Source organism: Photobacterium sp. 270122K (assembly GCF_059941365.1).
Map to the genome: position 1 here is coordinate 160,175 of NZ_JBPOEN010000012.1, position 22,322 is coordinate 182,496.

Sequence of the window (22,322 nt, forward strand, 5' to 3'; positions counted from 1 at the left end):
ATTCCGTATTTACAGCATCACGTGAAGTTAGGTATTTATCTCAGCGACTATTCCTCGCTGTTGTAGAGTGAACAACATGAAATTGTCCGTTGTACAAAGAACTGTCGGTGGCTTTGCATTAATGTTTGTATTAATGGCTTTGCTCAGTGGCGTCAGTTTATTCAATGCCCAATCCCTGCAAAATAAAGTGGAACACATCACCGAGCAAACGACGCCGATGGTGGTCACCTCTGGCCACTTAATGACTCAGCTCATTCAAACAAGCCTATTGATCAATACATTTCATGATGATCCGGCACAAATGCACCGTGTGAATCAAACCTTTTCCGATCAAAAGCAGGCATTTTTCCTGACACTGAAACAAGCACAAAGCGGTACACAAACCGCACGTGAGCGTCAGCAACTGGAGGCGATTGCCCAAGCGTCCACCCGTTACTTTACTCAAGCTGAGGCTCTGATTGCCTTACAGCAACGTTCCAATGCATTGATTGATCAACGCAATACGCTGGACTTACAATTCCTTCGCTTGGAAGACACCTATTTGTGGGCGGCAAACCTACTACTGCAAAAAGCATCCAGTAAGCGCTCGCTACATAACCGCGCAGAGTTGATCACCAGTGGCATTGCCCGTGACTTAAAATCCCTGCGTCGAGCGAACCAAGCCACAGATCTCACCCAGTTACGTACCGTGCTCGCGAAAGATATTGAAATAGCCTTTAAGCGCCTGGCCTTGATTGCCGTCGAAGACGATGTGAAAGCCCGTTATTCCCGCAACCTAAAACAGGTCGAATCCCTGACGTTGGGTGATAACGGCTTACTGGACGTACTGCAACAACAACAGCTGATCAACCGCCAATTACAGTCTGAACGTACCCGCACGCAAGACGAGTCGGCAACCATTCAACGCTTGTTGGAAAACTACGCCCAGCATGCGCAGCAATTAACGCAAACCAGTCGTTTAGATGCAGAAGCTGCCGTAAGCAACGCCTTCCTGTACGTCTTTATCATGATCGCCATTGCTGCCGTGATCAGCCTTTGGGTGGGGATCAGCACCACGCGCAGCATTCAACAGCCCCTCATTTTGATCAATGCCATGCTAGATAAAATGGCGGACGGGGACATGCGTAACCGTGCCAACTATGACGCGGATGACGAGTTCGGTGAGCTCAGTCGCTCCATGGACAAACTGGCCGACATTATGTCGCACACGCTGGGGAAATTTGGCGAAGGGGCAACCCACCTACTGGAAGAAGCCAACAGCTCTGCCGTTGTCAGCGATAATGCGATGTCACGGGTTGAAGATCAAAAAGCCCGTACTGACCAAGTGGCGGCTGCGATTTCAGAAATGGAAGTGAGTGCCAAAGAGATCGCCCGTTCTACCGACATGACCGTGGCTGAAGTGGAAAATACCAACCAAGCCGCCAACGATGGCCGAACACAAGTATCGCGCAGCCGTCAATTGACCGAACAATTGTCAGGTAACATCGAAGAAGCCGTAACCAATACTCAGCAGTTAAACCATTACTCCAACAATATCGGGTCCATTTTGCATGTGATCCAAGATATTGCTGAGCAAACCAACTTACTGGCGCTCAACGCGGCCATTGAAGCAGCGCGAGCTGGCGATCATGGGCGTGGTTTTGCGGTGGTGGCCGATGAAGTGCGTGCACTGGCAACCCGTACTCAGCAATCCACCGAAGAAATTCAGCAAATGATCACCAACCTGCAAGGCAATGCAACCCGCATGGTGGACACCATGGGCGTCAGCCAAAAGCAAATGGAAGACTGCCTGATTCAAACCCGTTTAACGGATGAAATCTTGCAAGATATCGCCACGCGTATGTCATCGATTCAGAAGATGGCCGTTCACGTTGCCCATGCAACCGAAGAGCAAATCAAGGTCTGCCATGATGTGGCTGAGCATATCAATGGTATCGCCCATGTTGCCTTTGAAGCCGAACAAGGCGCGCGCGACTCGGCAGCCAGCAGCGAATCGCTTGCCAGCCTCGCCCAAGAGCAACAAACCTTGATTTCAAATTTCCGAGTGTAAGTATTTCAGTATGAAAAAAGTAACGTTACTCCCAATGATCGCCGCGCTGCTTTCGCTGGCGACTGCCGCGCATGCCCAGCAACGTGTTGTCATCGAGTCTTGGCGCGCAGATAACGCTATTTGGAATGAAAAGATCATCCCTGCGTTTAACAAGCACTACCCCCACATCCAAGTCGACTACGTGTCACCGTCTGATGCAGACATTGCCGAGTGGAATGCCAACCCTATCGGGTACTTGCAACAGCGCATTAATACAGGGCAAGCCGGTGATCTGCTTGCTTGCCGACCGTTTGATGGTGCGTTGCCACTCTTTCAGCAAGGGTTACTCAAAGAAGTGACCGAGATGGAAGGGATTGAAAACTTTCCCAGTTTTGCTTTAGCCCCTTGGCAAACCGACTCTGGCGCACAGACATTCTGTTTGCCAATGGCCTCAGTGATCCACGGGTTCTTTTATAACAAAGACATCTTCAAAGAATTGGGTGTGAATGAACCCGTGACCAATGCCGATTTTTACTGGGTATTGGAAAAAGCCAAACGGGCCGGTTACCTGCCGCTGGCGATGGGACTGAAAGACCGCTGGGAAACCGATGCACTGGCATTCCAAAACATTGGTCCGACGTACTGGAAAGGGGAAGATGGCCGCGGTGCGCTGATTGATGGCACGGCGCGCATCGACAGTAAACCGTACCAACAAACCTTTAGTACGCTGGCGAAATGGGCGAACTACATGGGTGACAATGCTGACCAACGTGGTTACGGCGACTCACGTACCCTGTTTGCAGAAGGCAAAGCCGCCGTTTTCCCTGCTGGTTCATGGGATATTCTAACGTTCCAAGGCAAGCTTAACATGGGCGCTTTCCCGCCGCCTGTCGAGAAAAAAGGTGATGCCTGTTACTTCAGTGATCACACTGATTTAGGCATGGGGATCAACGCCAAAGCGAAAAACCCAGAAGCGGCAGAAATCTTCTTAAAATGGATGACCTCGGCCGAGTTCGCTGAAATCCTGACCAATGAAATATCTGGCTTTTTCTCACTGTCGAACCACTTCTTTGATATTAAAGATCCGGTCGCGCAAGAGATGATGAGTTGGCGTGAACAGTGCGATTCCACTATCCGAAGCTCCAGCCAGATTTTGTCACGCGGCACCCCGAACTTTGAACAAGAGATCTGGAGCACCAGCGTGGCCGTCATGAAAGGGGAAATGACACCGGCACAGGCGACCTCTCGCCTGCAAAGTGGCTTAAACCGCTGGTATGCGCCGCAACAGCAGAGCAAAGCGAGCACCAATGGCGAGAACTGCAACTGTACGCCCGTACTGTAACAGGCTTACCTACCGCTCAAGCACCATATAAACCGGCTTCGGCCGGTTTTTTTATGGCATCGAATGTTAAGTAAAGTGAGGCCGTATAAGGCCTCACAGCTTAATTGCACTAGCTTTACTTTCATAAACTTAATAAAGCTAACGTTCTTATTTAGGAGTCAATTAAAGCGCTGCTACCACACCATACTAATATGCTTGCATACGTAAAAGGGAAAAAGTACTCTCTTCCAGTTTGACCCACAGACGGTAAAACAAATAGTCTTGTTTAAGCTCCATTTTTAGCCTTAATGGCATACTATCCAACCATGCATATATCTGAGTTAACTCACATTCATGACATGTTTGCGCATAGTTCAGCACAAATAAGACTGATGGCTTATCATATTCTTGTATAGCTAAATCCAACTCTGTCGTAACATCTATCGGTATCGCATTGACACTGGTATCTTGTTTAGCAAGAGTGTTCAACCATCCTTCGTCTAGATGATGTCTTACTCTATCCATCCCCTGCTCTATCTTGAATAAATGAGCCAACAAAGCCCAAAATTTCCAATGATACTCACCTTCGAATAACAGTGGTTTGGTAAAAATGGGCAAAAACTCAATACCTCTTTCATACATTGAAGGCCAGTCTAATTCGAACGAATTTATCCCTTTATCGCTTGCGGTAGACAGTGAAATAACAGCGTGCATGATAGCTACACTGACACCACTCGAAATAACCTGAGCAGATACATTTCTTTGACGAGCAAACTCAATGATCTGTTCCCATTTCTCTTCTGCCTCAAGCAACATGAACTTCAACGTATCTTTGTTGCGGCGCTCAATGTCTTCACTGCTCGCAATCAAATCATAATACTCAACCATCGATGCATGATCATTATTTTCGTATGCATCAATGAAGCCTTTCACCAGCATCCCAATTGGTTTTGAGGTCTTACTATTAATCACTGGCGAACTCAGATAGCGAGCAATCAACCTGTTCAACGCCTCTTGACTCTGCTTCATCGCTTCTGGCAAAAACATGCGGTATTTGGCTTGCTCCATACCTACACTCTCACGTCTCCAAACTGTAACCTTGAGAAATCCATGTGGCCAATGCTGAAGTAATACTCCTTCAAAGTCATATTCTGCTATTTTACAAGGGCGTGCAAACTGACAGTAATAGCGGGGTAAAGCGCAATTTAACCAATCTTTGGTATGCTCCATTAACTCTTCACTATCACACAGTATGTAAAAACTTGGTGATGAACCTTGAGGGTAGCCGACCATATATTTGATCGCACTGCCACTTTCCAGTTGAGTCTGTGCATTGTTCACTTTTTCATGCCATTGACTGTTAGGGGTGATCTTATTCTCACCCTTGAAAAAGCCTTGTAATATTTGATTAGAATAACCAGTCATCATATTCCTCCTCATCTACCGTTGTAACAAGGTTGGAGAAGTACAAATCTTCATACGTGTTTTTCTTTTCTGCAATCGCACTCGGGTTAGTGGTGTAGGTAATTCCTTCGAAATTGATACTTGCACCGAAAAAGGTAAAGTTCATCGAACCACGTATCAAACATGAATCCGTGAGCAAACCCTTTTCGTGTAAGTCTTTATGTTCAGCGACCACAAATCGGCTCGGATAGTTCTTTAACGCTTGCTCTAACAAATATATTTTGTCTCTGTTTTCACGAATGGCTAATTTCAGCGTCGCACCTGCTTCAACACAATTTTGCAACAATTCAAAAAAATGAATTTGGCGGTGTCCCCAAGCAGGGTTTATCGAATCAAAATTGCCAGATGTATTATCTAAAACAGGAAAATCAGAAATCCATGGGCTTAATATATAGATCTCTCCAGGGTTTAAAGCCTCGCCCACTAATATAGAGGTGAGAAGATCTTTGACATGGGCTCGACCTATCGCTTCTTTTGTCTCAATAGAGCGCTCTGTTTGAATCATCATTGGAGGATATCCCTCACTTCAACCGTGATATGCATTGCTGATAAACGAGCTTGAACTTTCGTTATTCGTGGATAGAACATCATCTTATTGTATTCAATCATGCTAACATTTAACTCACAGAGCACAGATTTTACTTGTGACCTATCCCCACCGTTAAATACCAAGATACACTTACCTGATAATTTTAACTCAGCTGATAGTTTGTTACGCCAAGTTCCAATAGTATCGAAATCGACTAGAACATCTTTCGCAGTGATAATTTGAGTTAACAGAAGGCGTTCGGTCTTATTTTTATCTGCGCTAAACTGGTTATAAAAACCTAACTCTTGCTCTCGGATCATTGCACCACGCTGCCATAATTGAGACTGGATACGGTTTTTATTGCTATAAATGTCGCTATGCGTACCTCCTAGGTTACGAACTGCAAGATAAGCCACAATATGCAATGGAATCTCGATATCAACACACGCTTCGTAATTACTCCATTCCTCGAGCAAATCTACAAGACGTTGATCCGTAGAAGAATTAGCACCTTTTTTCAGGATGCGAGAATAAAGCACACTATTCCAAGCATGTGAAGGTAAGATACCTAATCGAGAGATCTGCAACTTCAGCGCTTTTGTCGCTTGTGAACGGTCATCTAAACTATTCGCCGAACGAATATTATTTACACCCTGCTGCAACACTTGATTTTGAGATAACTCTAACAAGAAATGCTGTAGATCAAAGTTTACCTGCTCATACTCGCCAGTCTCATACGCATGACTTAGATAACCCAACGTACGAAGTGGATCTTCCCGATATGCCTCTCTGAACTTAGTGATATAACCAATCCCACCGACTTCGTTTTCATTCAACCAGATGTTTAATTTACCCCCTTCCCAACTATGATCGAGATTAAATGACTGCTCCGAGACATCAGATACCAACTTCAAGAACATCGCATTAATACCCCCGCACAAAGTCTGCCCTAGAACCTTTTTGCCCCACTCAAAATAGCGCTCCGATTGCCCGTAACAAGGGTCAAGGTCAAGTGCACACCTAACTGCGCTCATGTTGGAATCACTTTCAAAATAGTCTGATAGACGCTGATGTAAACCTTGCTCTTCATCCCCAACCTCTGTGCTACGGCGTTGGAACATACCATTCACCACCTCAAGCAACAATTGTTTACCAGTAGGTGAACAAAGGACTTCAAAGGCATCATTCAGTGCTAATTTTCTTTCATGACAAATTACAAACAATGCCGATATAACACATTCAAATATCCAGTTCGCCAAGAAGTACTCATGTTCGAACTGGTCTGAATTTAGAAAAGTGTCATGTAAATACTGATAATAAAGACCTTTCTGGTTATCGTTATGCGAGAGCAACTGTTGAATTTTCTCCTCAGAAAACTCAAAACTAAATTTCGCACTATCGACCCACAATTTAGTCCCTATAGCAACTTGCGCATTTTTCTGTTGCCATTGAAAAAATATGTTTGCTGGATCTAGATTTTTTTGAGCAAATGGAATATTTGCTTTTGCTCCTGTACAAAATCGAATCAATTCTACTGACGTGGAGTGGTCATGTGTAAAAAAGTCGATAGACTTCAACACTTCAAACCATTCGCTATTTTTCGGTACCGGTGTCAAATTACTGATCGAAGGCTCACGAATATCAAAGTGCCACTGAAGAACGCTACTGCTTTTATTAGTAAGCGTTTTGTTCATCGCTCGCGTGGTTTTAACGAACCTAGGCTGATAAACTGCTATTTGGTTGCCATCAAACTCGACATAATCTTGCAACACTTGTTTGCTTACATCACCGAAAGCATCTTCAATATCAAACCCTAAAATGTCTTTCTGACCTGGCGTGGGTTCGAAATTTACAGGTACCAACCAGTCCGGTACATTCAACGCCTTAACCGTGTAACGTTTAGACATTCGCCCCGGAGCAAACTCCTTAAGAGTCTGAAAGAAAGCCATGTTTTCTCGTTTATAGCATTCTTCATTCTTAGTCGAGCGATCCAGTACAACCGATAGACCTTGAGTGTTGAGTCCAGAAAACAACTGAGATGCAATGTATTTAGGCATTGGCCCTGAATTACCATCGCCAATTCCCTGCCAATACTGACCTCTTGCTCCCCAACTATATGCGAGATTTTGTTCAAGTTCAGGAAGAAAAGACATCATTATTGAACGAGGTGGAGCCCACATAACCACTTTAACTTGCTCATCGTTCAGCCCCAGCGTATTTTTTATGTGGGTGGTTAATTGCGCTATCTTTGAAGGGTTGTCCAACAATTCACTCACTGCGCGATGTAAATTCTCGAGCCTTTCTGCATTTTTCTGTGGGTCTTTCAATGCGCTCCAAATATTTAACCATTTTAGCTGATGGTCATTTTTAACAAACCACTCCAAGGTAGCAAGAGAGGCGTGCATCTTATGAATATGCGAATTTTCTATCGGCAACTTAGTGGTACTGACTTTAGGGTCAATGAGTTGCTCATACTGCTGAAAGGCAATCCTATCTCGGCCAAAATCAGACAAAATAGTATACATCCACGGTCGCATACCGCGTCGACGCCCAGCTCGTCCCTTACGCTGTAGATAAGATGCTACGTTTCTTGGCGCTTTATGTTGAATTACAGCACCTACTGTAGGATCGTTATAGCCAACTTCTAATGAAGCGGTTGCAACAACCACATTTGCACCTTGGTTAACACCACTATCCTGACTAGATGTGCGTTCAACAATGTTAGCTTGTTCAAGATTGTGACCAATATCCTCAGTAGCAAACCAGTCTTGCCCTAGTTGACGCTTAAGCGCTCGTGAGAAATTCGTATTGTCAGAAGAACGCAAATAAGCTAACGGCTTTTCATTTCTTAAACTCGGCCGTAATTGTCCAAAAAAGTCTTGCTTACCTTCTGCATCCAAATAATCGTTGTAAAGACGGTTAATAACATCAAGATCATCGGTAAACACAAAAGCCTTTTGACCAAATACATCGTGCGATATATTTCTCTGGGCACCAACATGGGTATCCAGCATACGACTTCCAAGCATCGTAGCCTGAATCGTTGCAGAAAGAAGACCTGTTTGAGAGGCAGGATCTCCACGAAGTGCTAATAGATATTCAGCACCTTCTTCCTCAATCTCTCGCTCAAATGACTCAACCAATTCGGTATTTTGGGGCAAGGTGCCAGTAAGATCCGCAAAGAAGTTCTTTGCATCAGCAAGCGTTGCAGATAAACCAACAAAATGGGGCTTAATACTGCTAAATGCCATCCAGCGTTTCAATAGAAATGAGGTTTGCGCTCCGCTACTACCTTCATAAGTATGCACCTCATCAAGCAAAACCAAAGGTATAGCAATGTTACTGTCGTTTACACCAAAAAGCTGATTGAAATTCTTGTCACTAAGACGCTGGTTCAACATTTCTGTTGTTGTAAAAAGGATATCAGGGGGATTTTTTTGAGCACCTTCTCGTGTGGTGATGACTTCCTCGGAAGAAAGAATCGCATGACAACTCGAGCAAACCACCTGCTTTGATTGCTTATTGAGCTTTAGGATGCCACCACAATCATGTTTTGGGCAAACCATTGGCCCAAATACCGCACCATCCTCTGCATAACGCTCAGATAACGTATCACCATAAAACGTGCCAATGGTGATTTTTCGCTTACCTTTGGATGTTAAGAAACCATCCAACTTACGTGCTTCTCGATAGGTTTCCGAAAACTGGTCTTTCAGAAGTTCTTTACGAGGATAAATCGCAAGAATGCGTACTCGCCGATCATCATCATTAATTAAATCGGATGCCAGTTTAGTCATCGCAGGTAGGTAAAAAGAGAGTGTTTTACCGCTACCAGTGCCGGCACAAACAATCGTCGCGCTAGGATGATAAGCCCTTTTACGTCTATGCTGCTCATATTTTGTAAGGATGCGCTCTGTCGAGCGCACCTGAAACCCTGACAACTGAAACCAGTCATCTCCTTTTTTCAATAAACTACTAAGAATGGCTTTCTCATTCGATGACTGAAATAGATTCTTTTTCTCCCATTGAGAAATTAACGCTTGTGCATCGTTATCTCGCTTTGGATATTGGCGCGGTCGCTTTAAAAAACGAAAGTCCGAGATTAGCGGTTTAGCGTCCTCAATTTCTTGTTTAGAGAACCACTGGCGAGACAATACTTGCAAGCGCACCGTCTCTGCCATTCGTGTTCGATAGACACCATTATCAATCGGAAAGATAAAACGACGCTCTATAAGAGCGTCAAAATAATCGTTCACATAATAATCAGAAATCCCGACATCTTTGAGGCTAGACTCAATTTCCGCGCGGCTAGAGAATACTTCTACGTCCCCCCAAGCCAATAACTCAGATTCCTTGTCTTCAATTTTATCCAGTGCTTCAATGAGCTTATATTTATCGATTATGGTCATTATCTTTGTTTTACCATCAATGTATCGAGTTTATTGTTCTTTTCTAACCAGTCCATGACTTCAGGTGTCAGCATAGAGACAAATGCTACCGCTCCCACCATATTTAACGTATCAAACAGTTTCTTTACACCTTCTGGCAGTGCTTCTGTATTCATCTGAGACTTGAACTCGGCACATTGCTTAGCAAAACGTTGAATGCGTAACAATTGCCCCTGATCAAACGTGAAACCATCCATCTGACTATCGAATTCTTTCTTTGCACGCGTATAGTTATTGTACAAATCAATATTACGATGCACGGACTTCTGCTGTTCTAAAATCACTTCGTTTACATTCGCCAAACCTTTTTGTTCATCCGCCCACTCAAGCCATATTGATTGATGGTTTGCAGAGAATAGTTCCGCGACTTTACCCAGCGATTGAGTCAATTCATAAAGCGTATTCGCTTCATCACTTAAGCTTTTGTCTTGCGTTTCATCCCACAACGTTTTCAATGCTTGATAACATTGCTTAGCGTGTGTGAGTGCGAGATCTCCACCATCACAATATAAATCAATATTCTCAATCGTCTTTAAGCATGCCTTTTTTCTGGCCTCAGTCTCAATCGTCGAGGATGGACTTGCAATGCGCCTAGAGATCGTCTCGAGAGCCTCTTTCTGCTCTTGGAGATTGGCGCTATCCTTAAAATATCCAATCTCTTTGTTTAACTCTGCGAGTTGATTCTTAAGACTCATGTTGCACCTCAAGTTGTTCAAGTGATTTCTCAATGGTTGAAAGACGCTGATTAATCACGTCTTTGTAGTTCTCGATTTTATTTGCGCCATTGGTTTGATTGAACTTCTGGATCTCTTTAATCACTTTTGGATAGATCCCTTTCCAATCATTAAGCACTTTGACCCAAAGTTCTAATTCCGCCCCACTGATTTTATTGAGCAACTTCACCGGATCGTCAGAAGTACCATTCAGAGCAAGCACTGATTTCGATGTCCCTGAGGTAACAATGTCAATTAACTTTTTAACCCTGTCGCGTACCGTGTTTAGACTCACCTCATAATCAGGTACCATCTCAGCAGGGATATTTTTGTATCCCTCAAGCATGGACATGAGAAGTTCACGCAGTTCTTCTTTTGTTTCTGTGCCCTCTAGATACTCCCTTAAAAGGACACCACTCGCTTGAACTTCTGTGATGACGGGTTTTAGATCTAATATACTTCTGGTTATTTTATCTCTTTTAGTATATGCACAAGAAAAGTCTATTGGATGCACCGCATTATTTGTACCGACTAACATGGTATTTAACCACTTAGCGCGCAATTCATCCCACTCAACAAGCCATTTATCATAGACCTCTGTATGACGGTGGTTTATGGCTGGAGGCAATTCACTTTTTATCTGGATCGATGTCTTCACCAATTGATTAAGCGCTTTTTCAATACCCGATAAATCAAACCCCATACTGTTCGCTAGAGCAACATGCCGACTTAAAGGATCATGAGCGGTTTGTTTTGCTAATTCAACACATCGTTTGATTGCAAGTGGTACCCATTTTTGGGCGAATTGCATGTAATGTGCGTAATCTTCTAAACCTTGATCGTAGGACCAACCCACGTTAACGTCTTTTTCGTTTTTCTGTGCATGACGTAAAATCGCTAACATCTGCTTTTTCAGGTGTAGGGAATCCAGAGAGTCAGATAACTCTTTATCACCAAATGAATTGATTTGTGTGTTTGATGGATTTGAACGAGAGCCAGGCAGATTAATTAACGTTAGCTTTCCACTGGTCAAAAATGCCTGTACTAAACTCTTCTTTGGACCCCATACATTAGATGTATTTAATGAATAGTCTAATACGCCCTTATGACGTTCAATCATCTGTAACAACGCTTTTCGTAAGCTATTGCTAAGATCTTGGCCAAGCGGAGAACGTCTTGCAAACCAATCGTCAACCAACGTAACTAACTTTTGATCAGGACTCACTTGAGGAGGTTCATCTCTCCTCTCCGGCATAGTTTTATTTTTTCGGTCATTATCCACAGACCTAGCACCATCTTGCGCGGTTTTTACTGTACGCCCACTACCCGACGTTACAATCACTTTGCCAGTCGCCTCAAGTGAGATTTCATTGGGGAACAGGTGTGCATCTAGGCCAAAAATCTCTGCCTGTCTTCTGCTCACTTGCTTAAAGCAAGCGTCACTTGTCACAGCATCAGAGTACAAGGACATGAAACCAATCAGACGTCGGGCCATATCCTCGTTCTGAATCTGGCGGTTAATATGTATTGCCGTCTCATCATTTCGGAACTCACTTAACTGCCCCTCGAACCATGCGCTTGGATACGCATTTTGAGTAAAACGTACCCTGTGATCACGAAGAATCGCCAACACTACTTCTTGAATCACAACACGAGGGTTAAACCGAACATTATTACCATTAAACACATGTTTTTGAGTGAGTTTAGTAATGGCTTGTCGGTTGTACGGGAACAGCGGAATTTCCGTCATTACAGCACTGTCGGATATTGATGGGATTTGAGCATACCCAAAGTCATTTAATACCTTTAATTCTGATTCATCAAGATCCATTCCCCACGCACTCAACGTCGTTTCGGTCTCTTTTACATCGATGAGTTGCTCAACTGCACCTATACCATAACGAGCAGTGTTGATATAACGCGCACAGAAATTAACCACATCATCGGTAGTAAATTTAAGCTCAGGGAAATTAGCCACATCGAGATCTGATGGCAAGCGCCATTCAAAGCGACCTCGCGTCCAAATTGTGCTTCGGTGACTTTGGTAACTTTCTAAACCATCGGTAGCAGCAATAACTGACTTCATCGGGCATAGAACTTGAACACCATCATCCTTATCTTGCTCCAATAGACTCTCAATCAACACGTCGTCAATTGCAGAAATAGCAGCAAGGTCTTCGACTAACACCACCAAAGTCATGCCTTTTTTAAGTAGATGCTTTCGTATCTCCTTAAACAAATCCTGGAAACTGCCGGTACTAAACTGGAACAAACGGTTAAACATCAGTTTACAAGCACGTTCAACAGCTTTGTTGGTCATTTTCGCAGCCATCTGGCGCTTGGAAGCGTCAGACTCTAGCTGAAGCTGGGCATATGCCCTTCTTGCCCTTGCTCCTAACTGATTCGACACCTCATCACCACTTGAAAACTTAAAGTCTTCATCAATGAGTTCGAATTTATCTTCTAAGAGTTCCGCATACGATCGAATCTCAATCAGTCTCGCAACACGATTATTAATCACTGATTCTTTGCCGGAAAATCGAGCTTTGATATGAGGGTCATCAAAAAAATGTTGAAGTTCGTTCGCAAAGGACATTTCAGTCATGAATGATTTGCCAATTTCATTCGTCATCTTCCCTGTGGACTCAAACGCTTGATGTTTCTTGTGTATCTCAGCAGGTACTTCTCTGAACGCTTCTACAATATGGGCAAACAGTAAGCTTGTTGTTGTCTCATGACTGAGTGAATTTGCGACCTTACCAATTTGCTCTCTGGCACTATCGAAGACTTCACCCTCAAGATTGCGAAGCATAATTTCCAGCACTTGGGATAAACTCGCATTCTTGGGTATACGAATAATATGCCATTGCTCTTGCTTGGCTTTAGGATGATTGTTCGCGACCGCATGTAACCATCGCACAAGGTGCGACTTACCACTGCCTGACTCTCCAAGTAAAGGAATGATATGGTTATGTTCTAACAACTGCTCCAACAAGTCTTGTTGTGTCTTAACGATGGTGTCGTTTGAACCATATTGCGTTGCCACCAACTTCATCGGGTGGTGTACAGCTAAAAGCAACTTGTCACTCAGGCGCTCAGCTTCACTTAAAATGCAGTTTTCAATATTTTCAAGGCTTGGCCAATATGCTTGGATTGTCATTTCTGCTTCGCACCAATAAATTTGATATTTGTCACATGCTTAACGGTCGAACCGGGCAACGTAAGTTCAAAGCGCTCACGACTGTCTGATCGCGCCTCTAAATAGAGCATATTCATCGACTCTAAACGGTAAAGAGCGAGACTCATTGACGACGAAAGACGAATATCTCCGTTGAAAGTGATTAACTCAGGTCGTTTAGTATTTAAATACTGTGGTAATTCTTTTTGATATGCTCCTGTATCAAAAATAGGTAACACTTGATTCAATTTATTTAAAAACTCTTGAATGGTTAATTCATTACAACCTTTAAAAATATCTTCAAGATACCATTGGATAAATCGTGTTGGATCAGGAATATAATCGTCATTTCCAACAGGTTCGATAAATCCAAGCATCTGGCCATAATTAATTACGCCCTTTGATTCTTCATTGTTGTATGTTATACGGTTAGCGTCTGGCAAAACACTGCTTAACATAAACTCATATGCGGATTTTTGAGTAAATGGCATATTACTCTTGAATGTATATTCTTCTTGATACAAGAAAAAACACATAGCTAAAATGAATATAGAAAAGTCTTTTGATAACTTGTCATCGTTAAAATAGCGTTCTAACGGAACCAATAACTCTCCATCTTGAACATATTCATTAGAAATAAGGTCTAAAATACGCTTAGACAAGTTCGAGTGATTTGAAAACAAACTGACTGAAGAGTAACCTTTTTCATTAGATAATTCACTGACATCCCACAGTCTATATCCCCCCCAAAATGCTAGAGACTCTTTCATCTTCTTTTTAGCATTAGGGTTCAAATATAACGCTTCTGGCATCGTTGCATTTAAAATCTTTGATGCTGGCGTCACCGCATCATTCTTTTTCGCCTTAGCCGCATTAAGTAATTCATCAATCAGCAGTAGCGTGGGTATGTGACTGCCAGGATTCGCATTGTTAATAATTGCCATTTTTATTAATTCGCTTCAATCGTAATATTTTGAATATTGTTACTCGACTGCCACCATTTTCGATAGATGTTTTGTGGATCTTTTAAGTCTGAGTTGCCAACGTAATAGTTAGAAAATTTTTCCATGAAGGTAAAAGGTACCTTTAAATCTGACTGTAGGGTAATGTCATCCTGTACGATAAACTTACCGTACTCATAAAGCGATTGTTCATTGTTTTCATAAGCACTAAAAGGAATATAAAACCATATTTTATTTGAAAAATTATCAAGATAAGGTTTTGCCCGCTGTAAAAACCGCTCACTACAAACAATAGTTGATACTTCTCCTCTATTTACCGCTTGTTTAAACACACTAACAACAAGCTCAACAGCATCATGGGTTAATTCAAAGTAAAACTGTCGTAACCCATTCGATGTGTCACTCGGTTGCGATACGGTATAAATATCACCAATTAGCATTTTATCGAGCGCTCTGCCATTTTCTATATCACTGCGTCCGCATATTTTTAATGGCATAAAGTTGTCCAGTTTAAAACTCTGTTGCAATATATCGCCCAGAAATTGTCGATCATTTACCCATTCTAAAAGAAGTTCAGAACGTCGCTTAAGCACATGATTCTCTTGCTTTCGATGTGGGTTAACGACTTCTTCCCATGTATCCTTAATGACATGTCTGTCATGGATAACGTCTACCACCACTTTATTGGTAAAGTCAGCCCAGAATGCTTCCCATCCTTCTTCATGATCTGGTACATTTGAAGCATCAGAGTAAGATAAACGGATCAAACCTGCTCGCTGCATCAACAGTAACGTTTTCCAGTTCCATGTCGCGTTGGCATCTGTCTTTCTTGTAATGTGCCATGCTTGAGAACTGACTTTAACCTCAAATAAATTATCCCCAACCTCAGCACGATCTCGCCACATCGCGTTCCATCGTTCGAAACCTAATTCGATACCAATTGTACTACTACGCCCTCGGTAATTCAGTTGTCCCGAGTGGTAGATCATCTCACAGTACGATGCCTTGCCGTCTCGCCCACTTCGTCCAATTTCCTGATAATAACTGTCGATATTCTGACTTAAGCCCGCATGAAGCACGGTTCTCACGTCACCTTTATCCATCCCGACACCAAACGCGCTCGTGGCAACAATAATGTCTAAATGATTGGCATCCCACTTTTCAATCGCTTCTAGGCGCTGGTTATCGACGGTATCACCCGTGAACAATCGAACTCTACGAACACCTTTATCCCTGAGGTGCTGATAAATATCGTTACACTCTTGTTTTGTCGAAGCATACACAATTAGAGGTTTAGGTGAGCTAAGTACCTTTTCGACCACCGTATGAATATAATTCTCTCGTGAAACTTCTTGTTTTATACAAATCGGCTCTGGGCGTAAGAAAGCGCCATTTATCAAAGTAGGCGTCGTTTGGGGATCACCAAACAATGCTTTAATGGTTACTAAGGACTGATCCGTAAATGTCGCAGATAAGAATACCTTTCTAAAACATCCGCCTTTCTTTTTCAGTGCTTGTAAAAGCGCCCCCAACTTTTGAAACTCTGGACGAAAGTCATCACCCCACGTATCGATCAAATGTGCTTCATCAAAAACGATATTCTTGAGAATCTTCGCTTCAGCCGCTTTAAACAGAGTCGGTAAGATTCCACTTACCATAGACTCAGGTGAAACAAATAATACTCTCTGCTTCCCGGATAAAATATCAGCTTTGATTTGCGCTTTAGCATCCTTGCTTAATTCACCACGCCAAGCATACTCTATACAAGGTTGATACCCCATTCTGGTGATGGATTTCCTCATGCGCTTCGCTTGATCTAAAGCAAGGGCTGTCGTGGGTATTACCACGACAGTTAACTCATCTGAACGACTGAAAGCCGTTAGCGTTTCGGTAATGAGTGTCTTACCACAACCGGTTGGCAAGTTCACAATCACGGTCGCATCTGGCTTTGAGACAAGTGTCAATCTTACTGCTTCACGTTGAGCCGGTGTTGTATAAGTATCAAACGGTAGGTTTAACTGTGCCAATATCGGATCATGGGGCGGTTGTTCAGAGTAACGTTTAATGACTTGCTGATATACAGACTTTGCATATACATCTACAGCATTGCTCTGCATAACAATAGCGTTAGACGTAGCATCGAACTTTAAACCGGTCTCAACAGCTAACTGAAATTGTTCTGACGTTGGCTTAAATCCAAGTATCAACTGAGCATTCTCTGGATTTTTTTCCGTCGCCAAAAGATCTTTGACCAAGTACCAAAACTCGGCAAGTGTCAGGTCTGAAGAATCCAGCGCCTGTAACAAGCGACTCTTAAACTGAGAATCATAAAAAACATCAATTTCTTGTTTTAGCTTGCCTAATAAATGGCTAGGGAAAAATTCACAAAACTGCATATCTAAGCTCCAATAAGCAGCACATACTTAACTGTGAGCAATTTCGCTTTAGGAACAACATTACCCAGTTCACTTTGTTGCTGAAATTGTTCAATGGCATTAGCCTTACTACGCTCTAGTACTAATTCAAAAGCGAGTACAAACCGGTTTTTATCGACGAGTTGCTCAACCAACTGCCATACATCTGTATTATTAACATCCGATTGGATGCTGATGTTCGTGTCTTGATAAGGTACAGAACTACTACCAATCTCTACTAGAGATTGTTTCGTGCTGTATCCCGCTTTAACCAAGGTCGCCATATTCTGCGCTGTAGGCTTGCCATTTTCACCAAACACCTCTTGGAAAACAACCGGTGGATATTGGGAATCAACCGCGATTTGTTCAGATGCAGTGTACGCCTCACCTTCGACTAACCATTGCGGAATAAAATACAGCGATGGTTCTTGCTTAATTGGGATCTGACGGATAATGGCGCTGCAGTTCCCTAGCGGTGACAGTAAAGAAGCCTCAGCAATCGCATCAACAAAAGGCTGCCCATATCGTAATGGGTAACTGCCATTCCTCACACTATTCACCCGTGAAAGGGACAATTCTTGAGTCACTGGCGATGAGTAATCTGATGCTTCAATATCAAGACCAACAATACATTTGTCGATTAACGTCGACGATCGCATTTTGGTCAAACCTGACGCATATTTAAAACGATAAAGGTCTTGAGTTTCACCACGAAGCTTTTGGAATAAAATACCTTGTGTGATCCACTCAGTAAGTGCAGAAGACTCTTCAAACTTCTCATCATCTTGGCGCATCTGCGCTAATAGATACTTTGCCTTTTCAGCATCGATATCTACCGTTGCAAGCTTAGCGATAATATCTAAGTGCTCATACGTCTGCTTTGTCTTATCTTTTAGCTTTACTTCAGCATCTTCAAATGCAAGGTAGCCCTCTTCCCAAACCCCTGGCCACACTTCTTGGTTTAGCAATGTATCAATTTCATCTTGAATATTGGCACGATAGTGAGAAAAACAACCAACACCCATCGTCAAAGCCTGAACCCACTTACTATATAGAGACTCTCGCTCCGTCGATAAAATCATGGTATCGATAGGGTTTACGCCAGTCGACAGAGCACTGTATCGATTTAAGCGGCCATTACGCTGTTCAATACGACTGATTGACATTGGAATACTATAATGTATTGCTAAACGACGCTGTCCCTGAAGGTTCAACCCATCTTCACCTTTTTCATCACAGACCAAGACTCTTACCGCGCTATCGGAAACAAAAGCAGGAGTTTTGCCTTGTTGATGACGTTCTACGCCAGTTGAAATATTATCAATAAGGAACTGATACACATTGTCGGCAGTTAAACAATCTCCGCAAAAAATGACCGCCTTACCGTCAGGCATATCCTCTAACCATTTTGTTAGCGCAAATGCCGTTGCTTTGTTTTTGCTTAATTGCTCGCAATCTAATTGCTCTAGCATATACTGCCAATGAGAAAGTTCATCACTGGTACAAGTCACTGTTTTCAGATAGCGATCAACTGCTGATTTGAAAGAAATTGGACTGGTTAGCAATGCTTCAACTAACTGCTTAAACTGTGAGATGTTCAATTGCTTAAACGCGTCATTGCCCACCATTTCAGAGCGATACTGTTCAAAATGCTCATCTAGGTAAGCTTCATTATTTGGTGCATTCCATGTAACCGTTTGAACAGGATTTAGGCCTGGGAACAGGTTTTCAATTTCATTAACGTCATTATCTAATAGACCTGTTGATCTCGAGGTACGAATCATTCGGTAACTAAACAGGCACTTATTATTCAAATAAGACGACAACTCACCGATGAGACGATCACGTAACTCAAGGTCTTTTTCAAGTGCAAACATGTTAACCTGAGGAAGCAACGCTTCTACCATTACTTCTAAGTTAGGGTCTCCAATATCCAGATCCAATAAGTCATTGAGTGAAGTATAAAGAAGAAAGTCTTCATTCTCAGGTACAAAGATACGGATTAACTCACGAATTCGATCTTGAATAGGCAGTAACTCATTGAACAGTTCAATCGTTCTATCGGTCAATGGAAAGTCATTGGCATTCAATAAGTGCAGCAATGCCAAATAAGCTGAATCGTGCCCAGCCATCGGCGTCCCCGTTAGCAACAGAGTTACACATGAATGATTGGCAAGCTTAGAAATAGCAATAAATTGCTCTTTCTCTAACCATTTCCCATTAAATGGATAACTTGAAATTTGATGCGCCTCATCAATAACCACCATCGTTGGGTCGAATGTGTACGTCAGCGCCTGAGCATAGGTCAAAATATGAATATTTGGATCAGCATTATCTTCATCTGTATTGAGTAACGATCCAAGATGGAAACGATCTGATAATTCTCTCACCCATTGATGAGTCAGTGCCTCAGGAACCAATACAAGTACCTTTGATTCTCGTCCTCGCTCTAATACATGCTGACGAATGATAAAACCGGCTTCAATCGTCTTACCTAGACCAACTTCATCACACAGCAAATATTTCTTTTCTGAGTCCTTAAGGACTTCATAGACAGCGGCCAATTGATGCTTTTCTAACTCAACCGAACTCGACAGCAACGCTGAAATTGAACGACAAGAACGTCTCTGAGCAAAATACTCTTTATAGAAATTCGCTAATGCATTACACAAAAAAGGGGATGAAGTGCCTTGCCCTTTCAAAAATTCTTCAACAACAAATTTCTCGCCAGGATAAGCATTAGGAATGAATAAATCACCGAGATCATAAACACCTTTCATCTCTCGAGAAAAGGAGATGAGCGCTTGCTCATTTGGTCTTTCCCCTTGGTAGTGCCCCATTTTCCATGAATGAGAACCAGGGAACTGCACAAACACCTCTGTATTAAGTCCAAGAGAAGTCACCGAACGTAACTCAGTTGCCGGCACATTCATCGTGTTGGCATAGGGCCTTAGTGGAGACGCAAAGAAACCAATTATCGCAGATTGCTCTTGAGCATTAATTGATACAATTTTACCAATACCGCTAAAGGATGCTGGGCTCTTTACTAGCGATCCTACCCTTACCGAACACATAGATACCTCAAAAAATGTATATGCAAGGCTTCAGAACCAAGCATGTCAAATTGACATCGAAATATATAAATCATACAGCACAAACAATCAGTAAAAACGATTTTCAATCACAAAAATACCACATAAACCCTAGAACAACCGTCAATAATAACACTAATCGTTACCATTTTAGCCAGGTAGACTAAATATGTTCCATTTTAGTTCGCCTCTGATAGTAACCGGCAATTATAAATAATTCACAAGACATAACGCCTTACAATCCAGTTATATTAAATATAACCAGATATAAATCCTCCAAATTTAACAAAAAAACAACAACATAAACAACAAGGAAACAACGCGCACAACTGATGAGGAAATCAGTAACAAGTAAAAAATCACAACCAAAATCCGTCTTTAGCTATAGTTATCCGCTCTTCAGTGACTAAATAGGTTTAAATCTATCTCATGATCAGTGTTCTGAATAAAGTAATTTAATACTCCAGGGATATTATTTTAAGTGGTAGAGTTACCGCCTAGTTTTAGAGGTGTTTCATGACAAAACAACGTCGTACTTTTTCTGCTGAATTTAAGCTTGAAGTTGCCAGTCTGGTTCTGGATGAAGGCTACACTTTTTCGGAGGCTTGCCGATCACTAAATGTGAGTGAAAACATCCTTCGCCGATGAGTAACCCAGTTAAAAACAGAACGTGGTAGCCAAACGCCATCAAGAAAAGCGCTAACCCCTGAGCAACAACAAATTCAGGAACCCCAAGCGCGCATTAACCATCTGGAACGGGAAGAATCGATATTAAAAAGGCTACAACTCTTTTGATTGTGGGATGATTACAGAACGTATTCGCTGATAGACCAGTTAAATTGGTCTGCTCCGTTTTCGGTATCTCACGGCTTTGTTGATCAATTCAGATTCTGAGCAGAGAACTCCCATTTTTACGAGCGGTTAATCTGCTCGCCGTGTTTCAGGCATACCTAGCCTTGTGAGCTTATTTAACGCTCTAACACCAGCGTAAGACTCTGCTACTTGTGCATCATAATCTCTCATCGACAACGAGGGATTGATCAGTTTCTTATAACGAGACATACCCGTCTCGGAGATTGAACGAGAATGATAGCCTGATATGGATTTCCAATGTTGATTACAGCCATGAATTCGTTGGTTCGCCACAGCATGATTTCTTGGATGCCCATCCTCCCAATATGCTGCACCTGTTCTTGGCGGTATCAGTGCATTGGCTTTTTTACTCATGATTGCTTGATCGCACCGACGGGAATCATAGGCTCCGTCACCCGATATAGCCTTAATTTTTCGGTGAGTTTGTTAAGTAACTCTGGCAATACTTCACTATCAGCGACATTTGAGAGGGAGAGTTCGGCCACGACAATTTGATGGGTATCAGCATCAACGGCAATGTGTAATTTTCTCCATACTCGTCGTTTGTCCTTACCGTATTTTTTCATATGCCACTCACCTTCACCGAATACTTTGAGGCTCGTTGAATCAATGGCTAGGTGACGAATTTCGCCCCCTGACTGGCATTTTGATACTGATACCGACTGTCTTGGCCCTTTTACTAATACTGCTGTAATTAGGACACTTTGAAGGGACATTCATTAAGGTAAAAACCGAGTCCATAAAACCTTGCAGTGAACGAAGTGATAAGAGAAAGAAACTCTTCACCATCAGTGCCGTTGTTATTGCCGTATCAGAATACTGGAAACCTCGACCTCGCCGACCATGATGAATTGAGCAATTCCAAGCTTTAATCGCCTCTTCATCGATCCAAAAAGTAAGCGAACCTCGGTTGATAAGAGCCTGGTTGTATTCTTTCCAGTTATGCGTTCGGTAAGTGGCTTTGTTCTTCTTCATCTATTTCGTCCAGTACAAGGTGTACCAGATCAGATCGTGATAGTAGAAGATAGTTCAGAGAGATTTAGTCAACAAAGCCATATCTCACCCTCAAGCTATTACGAGTATCGGCAATGCCACCATGCTATAGACGTTGAGCGCATCGGATTACTCAGCGAAATCAAACGACTTTTTACTGAAAGCCGTAGTTCGGCGGGCAGTCGTACACTCATGATGATGCGCGATAACGACTACAGCATTGGATGGTTTAAAGTTCAACGCTTAATGCAAGAAGCGGAGCTAACGTAAGCGCGCAATTAAGCAGTGAGGCCTTATTCGACCTCA

Annotated in this window: 10 protein-coding genes and 2 pseudogenes; 3 read left to right on the forward strand and 9 right to left on the reverse strand. The window is 42.6% G+C overall.

Annotated elements, in window-relative coordinates; genetic code table 11:
• Positions 1–76: 76 nt before the first annotated feature.
• Positions 77–2,050 carry a methyl-accepting chemotaxis protein gene (locus ACSF8W_RS19770; RefSeq protein ID WP_500848863.1) on the forward strand — a complete coding sequence of 658 codons (1,974 nt, stop codon included), beginning with the start codon at positions 77–79 and terminating at the stop codon, positions 2,048–2,050.
• Positions 2,051–2,060: 10 nt separating this feature from the next.
• Positions 2,061–3,371, forward strand: a complete 1,311-nt coding sequence (locus tag ACSF8W_RS19775; protein ID WP_500848864.1) for an ABC transporter substrate-binding protein — start codon at positions 2,061–2,063, stop codon at positions 3,369–3,371.
• Positions 3,372–3,557: 186 nt separating this feature from the next.
• On the opposite strand, the gene ACSF8W_RS19780 is transcribed toward ACSF8W_RS19775, so the two are convergent.
• From ACSF8W_RS19780 to dpdE, 8 genes are read right to left on the reverse strand one after another with little or no spacing between them, the layout of a single operon-like run.
• Positions 3,558–4,778 carry a hypothetical protein gene (locus ACSF8W_RS19780; protein ID WP_500848865.1) on the reverse strand — a complete coding sequence of 407 codons (1,221 nt, stop codon included), beginning with the start codon at positions 4,776–4,778 and terminating at the stop codon, positions 3,558–3,560.
• Complete coding sequence (gene dpdK, locus ACSF8W_RS19785; RefSeq protein ID WP_500848866.1) at positions 4,759–5,322, reverse strand: phospholipase D-like domain-containing protein DpdK; 564 nt, start codon at positions 5,320–5,322, stop codon at positions 4,759–4,761. Before dpdK ends, ACSF8W_RS19780 begins: the two co-directional genes overlap by 20 nt.
• Positions 5,319–9,752: a protein DpdJ gene (gene dpdJ, locus ACSF8W_RS19790; RefSeq protein ID WP_500848867.1), complete on the reverse strand. Its 4,434-nt coding sequence runs from the start codon at positions 9,750–9,752 to the stop codon at positions 5,319–5,321. The genes dpdK and dpdJ overlap by 4 nt, the downstream gene beginning before the upstream one ends.
• Positions 9,752–10,486, reverse strand: a complete 735-nt coding sequence (gene dpdI, locus ACSF8W_RS19795) for a protein DpdI (RefSeq protein WP_500848868.1) — start codon at positions 10,484–10,486, stop codon at positions 9,752–9,754. The genes dpdJ and dpdI overlap by 1 nt, the downstream gene beginning before the upstream one ends.
• Positions 10,476–13,664 (reverse strand): protein DpdH, encoded by a 3,189-nt coding sequence (dpdH, locus tag ACSF8W_RS19800; protein WP_500848869.1) that lies wholly within the window; start codon positions 13,662–13,664, stop codon positions 10,476–10,478. Before dpdH ends, dpdI begins: the two co-directional genes overlap by 11 nt.
• Complete coding sequence (dpdG, locus tag ACSF8W_RS19805; RefSeq protein ID WP_500848870.1) at positions 13,661–14,626, reverse strand: protein DpdG; 966 nt, start codon at positions 14,624–14,626, stop codon at positions 13,661–13,663. Before dpdG ends, dpdH begins: the two co-directional genes overlap by 4 nt.
• Positions 14,627–14,631: 5 nt before the next feature.
• A complete protein-coding gene (gene dpdF / locus ACSF8W_RS19810) occupies positions 14,632–17,040 on the reverse strand; it encodes a protein DpdF (RefSeq protein WP_500848871.1) in 2,409 nt (802 codons plus the stop codon).
• Positions 17,041–17,042: 2 nt separating this feature from the next.
• Positions 17,043–20,132, reverse strand: a complete 3,090-nt coding sequence (gene dpdE, locus ACSF8W_RS19815; protein ID WP_500848872.1) for a protein DpdE — start codon at positions 20,130–20,132, stop codon at positions 17,043–17,045.
• Between the two features lie 534 nt (positions 20,133–20,666).
• On the opposite strand from dpdE, the pseudogene ACSF8W_RS19820 reads away from it, so the two are divergent.
• Positions 20,667–21,011 (forward strand): annotated as a pseudogene (locus ACSF8W_RS19820) (transposase); the annotation flags it as partial.
• Positions 21,012–21,071: 60 nt separating this feature from the next.
• Here ACSF8W_RS19820 and ACSF8W_RS19825 read toward each other — a convergent pair.
• Positions 21,072–21,998, reverse strand: a pseudogene (locus tag ACSF8W_RS19825) (IS5 family transposase).
• Positions 21,999–22,322 lie beyond the last annotated feature (324 nt).

Excerpts from the sequence above, each read along its gene's own strand:
- ACSF8W_RS19770 (WP_500848863.1), top strand. The coding sequence starts at position 77 with ATGAAATTGTCCGTTGTACAAAGAACTGTCGGTGGCTTTGCATTAATG.
- ACSF8W_RS19775 (WP_500848864.1), top strand. The coding sequence starts at position 2,061 with ATGAAAAAAGTAACGTTACTCCCAATGATCGCCGCGCTGCTTTCGCTG.
- ACSF8W_RS19780 (WP_500848865.1), bottom strand. The coding sequence starts at position 4,778 with ATGATGACTGGTTATTCTAATCAAATATTACAAGGCTTTTTCAAGGGT.
- dpdK (WP_500848866.1), bottom strand. The coding sequence starts at position 5,322 with ATGATGATTCAAACAGAGCGCTCTATTGAGACAAAAGAAGCGATAGGT.
- dpdJ (WP_500848867.1), bottom strand. The coding sequence starts at position 9,752 with ATGACCATAATCGATAAATATAAGCTCATTGAAGCACTGGATAAAATT.
- dpdI (WP_500848868.1), bottom strand. The coding sequence starts at position 10,486 with ATGAGTCTTAAGAATCAACTCGCAGAGTTAAACAAAGAGATTGGATAT.
- dpdH (WP_500848869.1), bottom strand. The coding sequence starts at position 13,664 with ATGACAATCCAAGCATATTGGCCAAGCCTTGAAAATATTGAAAACTGC.
- dpdG (WP_500848870.1), bottom strand. The coding sequence starts at position 14,626 with ATGGCAATTATTAACAATGCGAATCCTGGCAGTCACATACCCACGCTA.
- dpdF (WP_500848871.1), bottom strand. The coding sequence starts at position 17,040 with ATGCAGTTTTGTGAATTTTTCCCTAGCCATTTATTAGGCAAGCTAAAA.
- dpdE (WP_500848872.1), bottom strand. The coding sequence starts at position 20,132 with ATGTGTTCGGTAAGGGTAGGATCGCTAGTAAAGAGCCCAGCATCCTTT.